Source organism: Nakamurella lactea DSM 19367 (assembly GCF_000426645.1).
Lineage (GTDB): Bacteria > Actinomycetota > Actinomycetes > Mycobacteriales > Nakamurellaceae > Nakamurella > Nakamurella lactea.
This window is the reverse complement of the sequence record NZ_KE384550.1, coordinates 181733-194785: the sequence shown is the minus strand read 5'-3', so window position 1 is coordinate 194785 and position 13053 is coordinate 181733. Positions and strand designations below refer to the sequence as shown.

The window sequence follows — 13053 nt, the reverse complement described above, 5'->3', positions numbered from 1 at the left end:
TGCACCGGCGATACCGCCGGGCCGTTGATTTCCCGACGATCTCACGGTGTGGCGGTCATGCCTGCTGGTCGAACTGGGCGTCGTAGGCTGTGCGTGCGGTGTTGATATCGTCGACGGTGGTGAACGCCCACTCGATCAACGGCTGAACGGCCCGGCGCAGGCTGTGCCCGGTCTTGGTCAACTCGTAGGTGACCTGCGGCGGCACCGTGGGGGTCACCGTACGTGTCACCAGACCGTCGCGCCCTCCCGCGCCCGAGTGCCACCTTCCCCGCAGATCGGGTCGGTTTCGCCGTTGACCTGCATGGCCCGGACCTTCGGCTCCCACGGATTCGACGTGGCCCTGCTCTCCCGCAGCCAGGCCAACCTCGACGCGCACGCCGCGACTCTTTCGGCAGAGGGCATCTGCGCCAAGGGCTTTGCGGCCGACGTTCTGGACACCGATTCCCTCACCGGCGCACTCGAGTCCGCGGCACAACACTTCGGCGGGATCGACGTGCTCGAATACTCCCCTGGCGGCCCCGAGCCGAAGTTCCGCACGCCCTCCAGGGTCACCGCTGCGGATGTGGACCTGCAGATGCGGTACCTGGTCTACGGTGCGATCGCCGCCACCGCAGTGGCGCTGCCCGCGATGCGGAGGGCCGGTGCCGGGACGTTGCTGTTCACCACCGGCGCCGGGTCGGTCGACCCGACCCCGATGCTCGGTGACATCAACACCGCGGGTGCGGCTCTGCGTTCGTGGGTGCTGAACCTGCACAAGGAACTCGAGCCCGAGGGCATTCAGGCCGCGCACGTGGCGATCGGGGCGTGGATCGGTGACCGCGCGCCTGAAGGCACGCCGAGTGCCTCCGCGGATCAGATCGCTCCGCTGTACTGGGACCTGCACGTTCAGCGTGACCAGGCCGAGACGATCTTCACTCCCTGACCCACCCGGTGGCCGTGCCCCGGCGGGTTCGGCTAGCGTACGTCCAGGCCGCGCATGGCCAGGTCGGCGACCTGCACGGCCATCTTCTTCTTGGCCTGCGGCGTGGTGCCATGGAACCAGTTCGGGATGTAGCCCAGCATGCCGACGATGCTGTAGATCACGGTTGAGGTGTCGGACTTGACCACCTCGCCGGCCTTCGCGGACCGGGTGAGCAGCTTGCGCATGAAGTTCTCGTACCTGCTGAACCGCTCGCGCAGCGACTGCGCCTGCTCGGGCGTCAGGTTCTGGCTGATCCAGCGCATCTCCTGGAAGAACACGATCAGCTCGTCGTCGCTGTCCGCGACGTGCAGGGCCTGCAGCCTGATCAGCTCGTGCAGCCGATCGCGTGGGGAGAGGTCCTCCGGCACCTCGTCCAGCAACTCGAGCGTGACGTCGACCTGTTCCGACATCAGGTCGTACAGGATCGCGGACTTGCCCTCGTAGTAGTGGTAGAGCGTGCCCTTGTTCAGACCGACCTCGTCGGCGATGAGATCCATCGTGGTCGCGGCATAGCCGTGGGTGCGGAACAAGTGCGCCGCGGTCGCCCGCACGTCCGTGTATCGAGAAGCCCTAGGCACTGTGTCTCCGATTCATCATTGCGTTCAGCGTGACCAACGTACCTCAACAGGCGGTCCGAAGCAGGGGGACGCGGACACCCTCATGAACTGGTCGGTGACACCTGTTGTCAACCATCTAGTTGGTTCAGTACGCTCGACGGGTGAGCAACGACGCGCGCACGGTGGCCGGCTGGCTGCGCCGGCGTGCCGATGACAATCCCGCTGCCGACATGGTCTCCACCGGGAACGGGTGGTTGACGGTCGGCGAGGTCCGGTCGAGGTCGACATCATTGGCGGCCGGACTGTACCGCGCCGGGTTGCGTCCGGGCGACCGGATCGCCTCGATCATGACCAACCGGCCGGAGTCCGTCCTGCTGTTCTTCGCCTGCGCGGAGCTCGGCGTGGTTCAGGTTCCGGTCAACGTCTTCCTCAAGGGCGAGTTCCTGCGCTATCAGCTCGCGGACGCCGAACCCTCGATGATCGTCGCCGACGCTGCCGGCGTGACGGCGTTGGCCGCCCTGGATGCGCCGGAGGTGGCCGGCGCGCGGCTGGTGGCCCTCGATCCGGAATCCGATGCCCCGCTACGGATCACCGATCTGTACGACGAGCCGCGGACCGGGCTCTGGCCCGATCCGGAGCCGACCACCCTCACCCTGGTGATGTACACCTCCGGCACCACCGGCGCTCCCAAGGGCTGCATGATCGACTCGGGGTATCTGGTGCACATGCCGCTGGCGCATGCGATGAACGACTGGTTCCGGCCCGACGACACGTCTTACTGCCCGTTGCCGCTCTACCACGGGTTCGCGATCAGCGCGCTGATGGATTCGCTGGTGGTCGGCAGCCGGGTCTGCTTCGACCCGGAATTCCGGGCCTCCCTGACGTTCGACCGGATCCGGGAGCTCGGCGCCACCCAGATGTTCGGCGTCGGAGCAATGCCGGCTGCCCTGATGGCCACCCCGGAACGGCCCGACGACACCGAGCACACCCTGGACCGGGCGATCTACATTCCGACGGCGCCGGCGCTGCAGCAGAAGTTCGCCGAGCGCTTCGGCTGCACGGTGTACTGCGAGGGATACGGACAGACCGAGGTGCTGCCGGCAACCATGGGCCGGACCACGGGGGCACGGGACAAGCCGAGCGCGGGAAAGGCGTTGCCCTGGTTGGACGTCCGGGCGGTGGACGACGACGACAACGTGCTGCCGGCCGGTCAGCCGGGCGAAATCGTTGTTCGTCCGCTGGAGCCGCATGCCATCTTCAGCGGCTACTGGAGGAAGCCGGAGGCAACGTTGGATGCCTGGCGGAACCTGTGGCATCACACCGGCGACATGGGGTACTTCGACGACGAGGGCACGCTCTACTTCGTCGACCGGAAGAAGGACGCACTGCGGCGGCGCGGGGAGAACGTCTCGTCGGTCGAGCTGGAGCAGGCGATCGGAAAGCACCCCGACATCGCCGCGGTGGCCGTTCATGCCGTCCCCTCCGAACTGGCGGAGGACGACATCAAGGCGTGTCTGGTGCTGGCGGCCGGAGCCGACGTCGAACCTGGGTCGCTGTTCGAGTTCTTCAAGGCGAACCTGCCGTACTTCGCCATCCCGCGCTATGTGGAAGTCATCGACGCGCTTCCGGTGAATGCGGTCGGCCGGGTGCTCAAGCACCAACTGCGCGCCGGCTGGGACACCCCCGGCACCATCGACCTGGAGGCGCTCGGTCACGTCGTCGCCCGATCCGACCGGCGCTGAGCCGGCTGGGCGCGCTGAGCGGCCGCTATCGTTGGTGTGTTTGTCGGCGGAATGCGGTGTCGAGGCCGGTGAGGAACTCGCGGGCGGCGTCGTAGCCGTGCGGAACACGGGCGAGCGTCCGGAAATCGGAGATGCCGAGTTCGAGCAGCGCCGGCACCGGAGCGAGCATCGCCGACAGGTCGAGGGCGCCGTTGTCGGCGATCAGCGTCGGTAGCGAGTAGGCGAGCCGGATGGTGTCGAAATCGCGACCCTCCGCCTCCACCAGCGCGCGCATGGTCGAGATCGCGTCCGGATAGGACTCCGGCGTTGCGCCCCACGGGATCCAGCCGGCACCGAACCGGGCAAGTCGGCGGGCAATCCGGGGCAACGGACGGCCGCCGATCCACACCGGTACCCCGCCGGCCGCAGGTTTGGGCATCATGTGGATGCCGGTCAGGTCGAACGAACTGCCGACCAGATCGGCCTGCGGCGAATTCCACAGCTGCTGGCAGGCGGCCAGCGTCTCGTCGAGGATGGCGCCGCGTCGGGAGAACGGAACTCCGGCGGCCCGGTACTCGGCCTCCTGCCAGCCGACGCCCGCGCCGAGCTCGAAACGCCCGTGGGACAGGGCATCCAGCGTCGCCGCCACCTTCGCAAGCACCACCGGACGTCGCAGCGGAACGACCAGCACGTTGGTCGCCAGCCGGACCCTGCTGGTCACGGCCGCCAGTGCGCCCAGGGTGGTGAGCGCCTCCAGCCACCCGCCGTCGGCACCGGTGGGCTGCTTGGCGCCGGTCACCCCACCGGAGGCCGGGTCGGCATAGCCGGACAGGTCGGTGCCGAACGCGACGTGATCGGGAAGAAACACCCGGTCGATGCCGGCGTCGTCGGCCGCTCGCGCCTGCTCCAGCAGAAACCGCCAGTCCGGCACCGGAGTCCGGGAAAAGTTGCGCAATCCCACGGTGATCTGGGGTTCGGCCATCAACGAGGTCCTCTCGTGGTCGGTGGTTGCAGGTCAGCGCGCCGCGATGATCTCGCGGGCGACGTCGAGCGGATCGCGTCCGACCGGCTGTAAGGCCAGGACGGGGGTGACGTTGTGGTCGCGCCGGTAGCGTTCGATGTGCTCGGCGCATTCCTGCGGGGTGCCATGGATGATCAGGTCGTCGACCACCGAATCCGGGACGGCCGCCAACGCGCCCCGCCGATCCCCGTCGGCCCACCGCTGTTGCATGGTTGCCAGCTGGTCGCCACGGCCGAGCCAGTCGTGGAAGGCCGCGTAGGCCGGGACGGTCAGGTAGGCGGCGATCAGCCGCCGGCCCAGCGCGCGCGCCCGGTCGGCGTCATCGGTGGGCACCACGATCAGCCGCACCACGACCTCGGGCACCGCCCCCGCTGGGGCAGCGCCGCGGACCACGGAGTCGACGGTGTCCATGTCGTCGGCGGCCAGCCAGTTGACGATCACCCCGTCGGCCTCCCGGCCGGCCAGCCGCAACATCTGCTCGCGCAGGGCGGCCAGATACACCGGCGGGCAGTCCTGGCCGGCAAGATCGAGGCGGAAGCCTTCCACCGTCAGTGTTTCGCTGTCCACGGTGACGCGCTCGCCGGCAAATGCGCTGCGCAGGAACCGCAGCATGCCGCGGGCCCGCTGGTATGGCTGCTCGTAGGGCAGCCCGTTCCACTGCTGCACGATCGCCGGAGAGGCCACGCCGATGCCCAGGATCGCCCGGCCGGGCGCGATCGCGCCGAGCATCGCCCCGCTCTGGGCGAGCAGGCCGGGCCCGCGGGTGTACACCGAAGCGATCGCCGTTCCCAACCGCAGACCGGCATCGGCCGCAGCGGCGATGGCGAGCGGGGTGAAACAGTCCGGTCCGCTGACCTCCGAGGACCACAGGTCGGTGTAGCCGGCGGCCGCCAGCTTTCGGGCGGCAGTCAGCTGTTCGGTCGCGGAAAGGCCGCCCAACGGCACGGTCATGCCGTAGCGCAGCGTCGCCGGCCGGGTCACTTCGCCGTCCGCGGGAACGGGAAGTTCCCCGCCTGGCTGCCCCACTCGTGCACCGCGGTGCCGGTCAGCGGCCGGGTCCGTCCCCACTGCGCGAGCCGGCCCTGCACGGTGCTCACCTGCCGGCAGTACAGCGAACCGGGCCGGCCGTTGAGTTCGAACTGATCGGAGACCTGGCCGTCGACCAGCCGGGCGGAGAACTCGAGGTCGTCGGACCACGCGCGGAGCGTCGTCACCTCCGGGCGGACCATCCCGGTCGTCGGATCGACCACGAACTGCTCCACCTGGGCGGCGAAGGCAAAGGTGGAGAGAACGGGAAAGTCCTTGTAGTACAGAACGAACGGGCTGAAGTGCCCGTTGCCGAAGGCGGCGGACGCCGCGGAGTCGGTCCAGATCGCCGTGTAGTCGCCGGCCGTGAAGTGTCCCCAGAACCAGATGGACTGGGCCGAGGCGTCGCCCGCGTCACCGGCCAGCGGCAGGGTGGACAACTGACGTTCGGCGTGCACCACCGCGGTGCCGTGCCGATGCTCACCACGCCAGGTCACCGCGGCCGGACCCACCGCCCGCGGGGTCACCGGCCACCAACCGACCGCCAGCCGCGCCGACTTCCGATATCCGGAGAAGCCCGGTGACGCACCGGAGAACTTCACCCCGGGGCAGACGGGGTCGACGGCGAGGGTGACGACGAGCTCGCCGAGTTCGATCATCAGCCTGATCGCCGTGACCACCCCGTCGACGACGTCCAGAGCAAGCGCTGCGGTGTCGCCCCAGCGGCCACCTAACTCGTCGGCGGTGAACTGCTCGGGGCGGAAGCGCTCGTGCAGCTCGACGGTGCGCTCGCCGGGGCGGATCAGATTGACGGTGACGCCGGGATTGCCGTCGTCGTACGGGCGGCACCGGTAGAGCCCGATGCCCAGCTGCCAACCGTCGTCGAGATCGACGTCCAGCCAGAACATGTCAAGGAAGTCCGGGTTGTGCTCGCCCTGCGGCCAGCTGTCGAGTTCGGGGAACCAGCGGAGCTCGTCGACGGTGATCGGCCGGAAGATGCGCTCGACGCCCATCACGCCTTCTCTCTGGGTTGGCGGACTCCGCGGGATCGAAGCCCTTGTGGATCAACAACTGTGCGCAGCAGGGTGACCTCCCGGACGGAGGGGGGTGGGGTGATCCCGACGGGCCCGTCGACGACCGGCTCGAATCCGGTCGCCGCCAGTACGGTTTCCAGGTCGATGCCGTGATGCACCGAGCGCAGCCGCAGGCGCTGGGAGATCGGGGTGAAGTCGAAGACTGCGAGGTTGGTGACGACCAGCTCCGGTCCACCGCCGATGCCGAGCCGCTCGCGTTCGCCGTCGCCGTCGAGATAGCCTGCGCCGGAGCGGAAGTCGACGCGCTCCACCAGGGTCCGCCGACTGTGGTCGGGCACCCAGTAGATCAGCCGCTTGTCGAGCGCGCTCATGTCCGCGAGACCGGCGGTACCAGGGAGCCGGGCGCGGGGGTGATGGAAGTCGCCGATCACCGACAGATTGGTGTTGCCGTGCGCATCGATCTGCGCGGCACCGACGAAGAAGGTGGACAGGAACCGGGGATTGGCGACGTAGTCCCAGAATTGGGCGGACAGTTCGAAGTACATGCTCGAGTGCTGCCAGATGGGCCATTCGAAGGTGGAGTCGGTCATCCGCGGGTCGAGTGGGTCCAGACCGGAGCCGCCGGCGATCCACACCAGATCGGGGGCGTGGGTGCGTCTGGCCAGCTCGATCGCGCACACTGCCATGAACGAGGAGATGCCGTTGGTGATCTGGTCTCCGTCGGACAGGCACCTGGCGAGCGTGGCTGTCATCAATTCGTCGACCGTGTAGTCGGCGGCGGGGCTGCTGTCGGCATCCCCGGATGACGGGTTGCTCATCGGGTCATCGCCCGCTCCAGCCGGGCCAGTCGATCCGGACCGATCGCCGCCCGGTATCCCGCGGGGTCCACCCGGACGTAGCTGTTCAGGAACTCCCGGGTGGCCGCGGCATCCGAACTGCAGGCCACCCACTGCTCGAACAGGTCGGCGTCGTAGTCGTAGGCCGGAAACATCGATGTCGGGTGGGCGCCGTGCGGGGCGAGGACCACTGCATCGACCGCGAACCCGGGCAGGATGGTGCGGTCCGGGTTCTCCCGAAGCACGTCGGTGGACACGATCTCCTCGACCGTGACGATCACCCTGGCCGCCGCGCGTGGCATGACGCCGATCGTTGGGTAGCGGGGTCCGGCGTCGATGCCGACGTTACCGAAGCGGTCGGCCCGGGCCGCGTGCAGCAACGCGACGTCCAGCGGCAGGGCCCGGCAGGCGACCACCGGCATTCCGCCGAACGGATCGGCGATGACGGCAAGGTTCGGATTGCCGACCTGCAGCAGATCGGTGCCAATCATCCCTCGGGTGGGCAGGAACGGCAGGCCGCGGGCGGCGGCACCGAGCCGGGCGAACAACGCCGTCTCGGACAGCTCTTCGGCGGAGATCCTGCCGGACTCGACGCCCTGCCGGAAGCACTGGGCCAGGCCGTAGTGCTCCATCGTCACCGCGGCGAACGTGCATCGGGAAAGGCATCCGGCGGCGGCCAGCCAGTCGAGCGCCAGGCCACCGCTGAGGGTAACGACATGCAGGTTCTGCCGGCCGTCGCGGATCAGTCCGCGGACCAGCTCCATCGGTGCGCACTGGGTGGGCCCGGCCTGCAGGCCGACGACATCGTCGTCGCGCACGAGTCGCAGAGCGTCCTCCAGCGAGGTGAGTTTCTCCTTCACCGCGGATCCACCTCCTCGAAATGTCAACCATACCCAGCTGGATAGTTGGGAACGCTAGTGAATGGATGCGGGCGGGTCAACGTGCCCAACGGAAAGCGTTGTGCGATCGGCTGACGACTGCTTTACTCAACCTATCGGTTGGGATAGGAGGGCACGAGTGCTCGGATTCAGTGAACCTGCGGAACACCTCGCGATCAGGGATGCGGTGGCCTCGATCGGCGGGAAGTACGGCCACGGCTACTTCGCCGACTGTGCCCGGCGCGGGGAGTTCACCACTGATCTGTGGGACGAGATTTTTGCCGGGGGGTTCGGGGGAGTGAACCTGCCGCAGGAATACGGCGGTGGTGGCGGTGGCCTGCAGGAGATGTCGCTGGTGATCGAAGAACTGTCCGCGGCGGGCTGCCCGCTGATCTTCCTCATCGTCGCCGGCATGTGCGGCCCGCTGATCAACGAGTTCGGTACCGAAGAGCAGAAGCGTGAATGGCTGCCGGGCATCGCCGACGGAGCCCGGCGGATGGCCTTCGCGACCACCGAGGCAGGAGCAGGCTCGAACATCTACAACACCACCACCCGGGCTGAGCCGGCCGGGGACGGCTGGATGTTGAACGGGGCGAAGCAGTTCATCACCGGCGTCGACATCGCCGACGCGATGCTGGTCGTCTGTCGCTCCGGGACGGACGACCGGGGTCGGACCCAGCTGTCGCTGCTCATCGTCGACACCGACGACCCTGGAGTCACGTTCCATCCCATCGACATGGAGATCAAGGCGCCCGATCGTCAGTTCGGAGTCTTCTTCGACGACGTCCGGTTGCCGGCCGATCGGCTGATCGGACAAGTGCCGCACCAGGGGTTCAAGCAGATCTTCTCCGGGCTCAACCCGGAGCGGGTCAACGTGGCCGCACAGGCCGTCGGACTGGGCCGCTACTTCCTGTCGAAGGCGGTCGCCTACGCGGGCGAACGGAACGTGTGGGGAGTGCCGGTCGGTTCCTATCAGGGCATCTCACATCCCATGTCGGAAGCCAAGATCCATCTCGACCTGGCCGACCTGATGAAGACCAAGGGCGCCTGGCTCTTCGACCATGGTCTGCCCGAAGTGGGCCAGGCGGCGTCGGCCGCCAAGCTGGCCGCCGCCGATGCCTGTCTGGAGTGTTTCGACGTGGCGATCCAGGTGCACGGTGGGAATGCGTTCGCCACCGAATACGGTCTCGGTGATCTGTGGGGCCTTGCCCGGTTGATGAAGTCCGCGCCGGTCAGCCGCGAGATGGTCCTGAACTTCGTCGCGCAGCAGTCGCTCGAGTTGCCGCGATCCTACTGACGGACCGGTGTCACCCCGGCGCAGGCAACGATCCGGCGTCGGCGCGCCAGGTCGCTTGACGAACCGGGTGAGCGCCACCACAATTGTCGGAACCCAGCCAACTGGTTGGTGAAGTATCGCTCTCCGCGCCGGCTCAGCCGGCCGTGCCGCCAATGAAGTCGTGCAGCGACTGCTGCACCCGGTCAACCGACAGGGGTCGTTCACATGGACGTTGCTGCGCAGACGGTGTGGGGGTCGATCGTCACCGGGGCGCTGTACGCGCTGGTCGGCGTCGGGTTCGTCCTGCTCTACCGATCATCGAAGGTGCTGAGCTTCTGCCAGGGTGGCTTCATGTTGCTCGGGGCGTTCATCTTCTACGACCTGGTCACCTACGAGCAGCTGAACTGGATCCTGGCCGCCGCGATCGTCGCGGTCGTCGTCGGTGCCTTCAGCGCGCTGATGTACGTCGGCCTGTTTTCGCGGACCGCCTCCGGGGCACCGTTCGTCACCTCGGTGGCCACCATCGGGCTGGCCGGCGTGTTGCAGGCCGCGGTGTCGATCAAATACGGCACCTCGGCGCTGCCGATCGGCGACGTCGTCAGCGGATACCACACCAAGATCGCGGGGGCCACGATCACCGCAGCGGATCTGGCCGCCTTGGCCCTGCCCCTGCTGGTCTTCCTCGGGCTCGCGCTGCTGCTCAAGCGCAGCCGTCTCGGACTGCAGATGAACGCGGTTGCCGACAATCCGGCGCTGTCCGTGCATCTGGGCGTCAGTGCGGCCAGGATCGCCACCATCGCCTGGGCGCTTGCGGGATTCACCGCGGCGCTGGCCGGGGTCGCTTTCGCGCTCCGGTTCTCGGTGGATCCGTCCGGGGTCGCCAACGTCGGCCTGTATGCCTTTCCCGCGATCATCATCGGCGGGCTCGACTCGATTTCCGGTGCGGTCTTCGGTGGGTTCGTGCTGGGTTTCTTGCAGATCACCACAACGACCGTGCTCGGCGCCGACTGGGTGACGATCGTGATCTTCGGGGTGCTGCTGCTGTTCCTGATGTTCCGGCCCACCGGCCTGTTCGGGAAGGCCGAGGTGGTCCGGCTATGACCGAGCAGGCCGAGCTGAACAGTCCGCCGGCGCTGCCGGCCGCTCCCGCCGCGAGCGACCGGCCACGGCTATCGCCTCGACGGGCCGGACTGCTGTCGCCACTGGGTCGCCGTGGTACCCCGGCGAGGCTGTTCATGATCGCCGCGCTGCTCGCCGGGGGTCTCTGGGCGGGCTTCGGCAGTCCCTACATCAACCTGATCGGCCAGGCCTGCGTGATCTTCGGCATCGCGGCGCTGGGCCAGTGGATGCTCGTCGGCGGCGCCGGCCAGATCGCCATCAGTGGTGGCGCCTTCATGGGCATCGGCGCCTTCACCGCCGGTCTGTTGGCGAATGCCGGCATCGAGAACTTCTTCGTCATCCTGGTGGTCTCGGCCGTCGTCGGCTTCGGGGTCGGGTTGCTGTCCGGCATCCCCGGGCTGCGCTTCCGGGGTCTGTATCTGCTGCTGGCCAGCCTGGCGCTGCAGTTCATCATGCAGTCGATCAGCTACCAGGTACAGCAGAAGGTGAGCCCGGCCGGACTTGTCGTCCCGCCGTTGACGATCGGCGGGAAGGACTTCTCGTTCGGGACCAGCTTCTACTGGCTCGTCCTGGTCATCCTCGTCGTCATCTACGCGCTGCTGGCCGGCCTGGAGCGCACCGGGGTCGGCGTCGCCTGGAAAGCGCTGCGGGAAAGCGAAGTAGCAGCGGCGATGACGGGTGTGGATGTCACGAAGTGGAAGCTGTATGCGTTTGCTGCCAGCGGCGCGATCACCGCGATCGCGGGAACCCTGTTCGCCTACTCGGTCGGCAGGGCCGACCACGAGAGCTACACGATCCTGGTCAGCATCAGCCTGCTGACGATGCTGTTCCTCGGCGGCTCGGGCTCCCGGATCGGTGCGCTCTTCGGTGCGGTCATCATCACCGCGCTGCCGTACTTCCTGCAGTCGGAGGTGTCGGTCTGGTTCCAGAACGCCGGCCTGTCTTTCGACTGGTACACGAACAACATGAGCGTCATCAATGCCGGCCTGTTCTCGGCGATCTTCGTGATCGTCATTCTCTTCGAGCCCGAAGGCATTCAGGGGTTGTTGATCAAACTCGAGACCGGCATCCGTTCGCTGTTCCGTCACCGGAGCCCCAAGGGCGCCAAGGGAGTCGAGTCGTGACCGCCCTGACCGTGCGCAACCTGCAGGTCTCCTACAGCGGTGTACCGGCCGTCGCCCGGTACGACGTGGAACTGCAGCCAGGGTCCCTCACCGTGATCCTGGGACGCAACGGCGCCGGCAAGACGTCCACCCTGCGGGGGATCGTCGGCTTCCTCCCCGGTGAGACCGGACGGGCGACCGGTGAGATCGAGCTGCTCGGCCAAGTGGTGAAAAGACCGTCGCCGCTTGCCCTCTCGCGACAGGGACTGTGTCTGATCTCGGAACGGAACAAAGTGTTCACCGGCGTCACCGTTGCGGACCAGCTCGAGCTGATCTCGCCGAACGCGCGGGCCCAGCGACGCGTGCTGGACATCTTCCCCCGGCTGGCGGAGCGACTCGACATCCGCGCCGGGCTGCTGTCGGGTGGTGAGCGGCAGATGCTGGCAACGGCGTTGGCACTGCTGCGCGAACCGAAGGTGCTGCTCGTCGACGAGTTGTCGCTGGGCCTGGCGCCGGCCATCGTTCATGAACTCATGCAGCGACTGCGAACACTTGCCGACGAACAGGGTTTGGCGATCCTGGCAGCGGATCAGGCGGTGACGGCCTCACTGAAGGTCGCCGACGTGGTGCAGGTGATGGACGACGGTGAGGTGGTCGCCTCGGGTCCGATCGCCGATCTGGATGTCGAGACGGTGCTGGCGACCTACCTCGGTCAGGAGACGGTGTGACGGCGACATTGGAGGTTGCGACGCTGGAGGTTCAGCACGTCGATGTCGAACTCGGTGGGGTATCGATCCTGCGTGACATCAGCTTCGACGTGCGGCCAGGGCAGACGCTGGGGATCGTCGGTCCCAACGGCGCAGGCAAAACGACCATCCTCAACGTGATCAGCGCCGTGGTGCCGACGGTCAAGGGTCAGGTGCTCTTCAAGGGCCGGCCACTCGGTCAGCTGCGCCCACACCGGGTGCGTGATCTCGGGATCGGCCGGAGCCTGCAGTCCACCCACTACTTCCACGACATGACCGTGCTCAACCTGGTGTCGTTGGGCAGCCTGCGGAACACCGTATGGGGGGCCTTGCGATTCTCCGACCACCGCAAGCTTGCCAGACGGGGTGAGCCGAGTCGGGCGGCCGAGGTGCTCGATCTGCTGGGTCTGACGCACTACGCCGACCGCCCGCTGGGTGAGCTGTCCACCGCAGTGCAGAAGCTCGTCGACATGGCGCGGGCGCTGGCGGTGGGGACGGACCTGGTCCTGCTCGACGAACCGACCTCGGGGGTATCGGGTGCCGAACGTGGGGTGGTCACGACTGCCCTGTCCAAACTCCGGGAACTCGGCGTGACCATCGTGCTCATCGACCACGATCCCGGATTCGTGATGGCCAATTGCGACCAGTTGATGGCCATGAACTTCGGCGAGGTGCTGAAGATCGGCAACCCGCGCGAAGTGATGGACAGTCCCGAGGTGCGTCAGTCGTACCTCGGTGACTCGCAGTACTGAATTCCCACCGCAGTACTACCTCG

Annotated in this window: 14 protein-coding genes; 7 read left to right on the top strand and 7 right to left on the bottom strand. The window is 67.5% G+C overall.

Annotated elements, in window-relative coordinates; all coding sequences use genetic code 11:
• Nucleotides 1-55: 55 nt before the first annotated feature.
• Nucleotides 56-229, bottom strand: coding sequence for a winged helix-turn-helix transcriptional regulator (locus K340_RS36810; RefSeq protein ID WP_211229630.1), 174 nt, complete (start codon nt 227-229; stop codon nt 56-58).
• Between the two features lie 72 nt (nt 230-301).
• Here K340_RS36810 and K340_RS0124495 point away from each other — a divergent pair, with 72 nt between their 5' ends.
• Entirely contained in the window at nt 302-922 is a 621-nt protein-coding gene (locus K340_RS0124495) for an SDR family NAD(P)-dependent oxidoreductase (RefSeq protein WP_051267554.1), read from the top strand.
• Between the two features lie 32 nt (nt 923-954).
• Here K340_RS0124495 and K340_RS0124490 read toward each other — a convergent pair whose 3' ends face one another.
• A complete protein-coding gene (locus K340_RS0124490) occupies nt 955-1539 on the bottom strand; it encodes a TetR/AcrR family transcriptional regulator (protein ID WP_161632178.1) in 585 nt (194 codons plus the stop codon).
• 140 nt (nt 1540-1679) lie between these two features.
• Here K340_RS0124490 and K340_RS33090 point away from each other — a divergent pair, with 140 nt between their 5' ends.
• Complete coding sequence (locus K340_RS33090; RefSeq protein ID WP_051267552.1) at nt 1680-3260, top strand: AMP-binding protein; 1581 nt, start codon at nt 1680-1682, stop codon at nt 3258-3260.
• Between the two features lie 25 nt (nt 3261-3285).
• Here K340_RS33090 and K340_RS0124480 read toward each other — a convergent pair whose 3' ends face one another.
• The 5 genes from K340_RS0124480 to K340_RS33080 are packed head-to-tail and all read right to left on the bottom strand — an operon-like array spanning nt 3286 to nt 8016.
• On the bottom strand, nt 3286-4221 hold the full coding sequence (locus K340_RS0124480) for a TIGR03619 family F420-dependent LLM class oxidoreductase (protein WP_029138626.1): 936 nt from the start codon (nt 4219-4221) through the stop codon (nt 3286-3288).
• 33 nt (nt 4222-4254) lie between these two features.
• On the bottom strand, nt 4255-5241 hold the full coding sequence (locus tag K340_RS0124475; protein ID WP_029138625.1) for an LLM class F420-dependent oxidoreductase: 987 nt from the start codon (nt 5239-5241) through the stop codon (nt 4255-4257).
• Entirely contained in the window at nt 5238-6299 is a 1062-nt protein-coding gene (locus K340_RS0124470; RefSeq protein WP_029138624.1) for a hypothetical protein, read from the bottom strand. The genes K340_RS0124475 and K340_RS0124470 overlap by 4 nt, the downstream gene beginning before the upstream one ends.
• Nucleotides 6299-7138 carry a CoA-transferase subunit beta gene (locus K340_RS33085; protein WP_051267550.1) on the bottom strand — a complete coding sequence of 280 codons (840 nt, stop codon included), beginning with the start codon at nt 7136-7138 and terminating at the stop codon, nt 6299-6301. The genes K340_RS0124470 and K340_RS33085 overlap by 1 nt, the downstream gene beginning before the upstream one ends.
• The gene (locus K340_RS33080) at nt 7135-8016 is read right to left on the bottom strand and encodes a CoA transferase subunit A (RefSeq protein ID WP_051267548.1); all 882 of its coding nucleotides are present in this window, start codon (nt 8014-8016) and stop codon (nt 7135-7137) included. The genes K340_RS33085 and K340_RS33080 overlap by 4 nt, the downstream gene beginning before the upstream one ends.
• 157 nt (nt 8017-8173) lie before the next feature.
• Here K340_RS33080 and K340_RS0124455 point away from each other — a divergent pair, with 157 nt between their 5' ends.
• The 5 genes from K340_RS0124455 to K340_RS0124435 all read left to right on the top strand — a co-directional run bounded on the left by K340_RS0124455 (nt 8174) and on the right by K340_RS0124435 (nt 13030).
• Nucleotides 8174-9331, top strand: a complete 1158-nt coding sequence (locus tag K340_RS0124455; RefSeq protein ID WP_051267546.1) for an acyl-CoA dehydrogenase family protein — start codon at nt 8174-8176, stop codon at nt 9329-9331.
• Between the two features lie 204 nt (nt 9332-9535).
• Nucleotides 9536-10411, top strand: a complete 876-nt coding sequence (locus K340_RS0124450; protein ID WP_029138622.1) for a branched-chain amino acid ABC transporter permease — start codon at nt 9536-9538, stop codon at nt 10409-10411.
• Nucleotides 10408-11553 (top strand): branched-chain amino acid ABC transporter permease, encoded by a 1146-nt coding sequence (locus K340_RS0124445; protein WP_029138621.1) that lies wholly within the window; start codon nt 10408-10410, stop codon nt 11551-11553. Before K340_RS0124450 ends, K340_RS0124445 begins: the two co-directional genes overlap by 4 nt.
• On the top strand, nt 11550-12260 hold the full coding sequence (locus K340_RS36325; protein ID WP_051267544.1) for an ABC transporter ATP-binding protein: 711 nt from the start codon (nt 11550-11552) through the stop codon (nt 12258-12260). The genes K340_RS0124445 and K340_RS36325 overlap by 4 nt, the downstream gene beginning before the upstream one ends.
• Nucleotides 12257-13030 carry an ABC transporter ATP-binding protein gene (locus tag K340_RS0124435; protein WP_029138619.1) on the top strand — a complete coding sequence of 258 codons (774 nt, stop codon included), beginning with the start codon at nt 12257-12259 and terminating at the stop codon, nt 13028-13030. Before K340_RS36325 ends, K340_RS0124435 begins: the two co-directional genes overlap by 4 nt.
• Nucleotides 13031-13053: the final 23 nt, after the last annotated feature.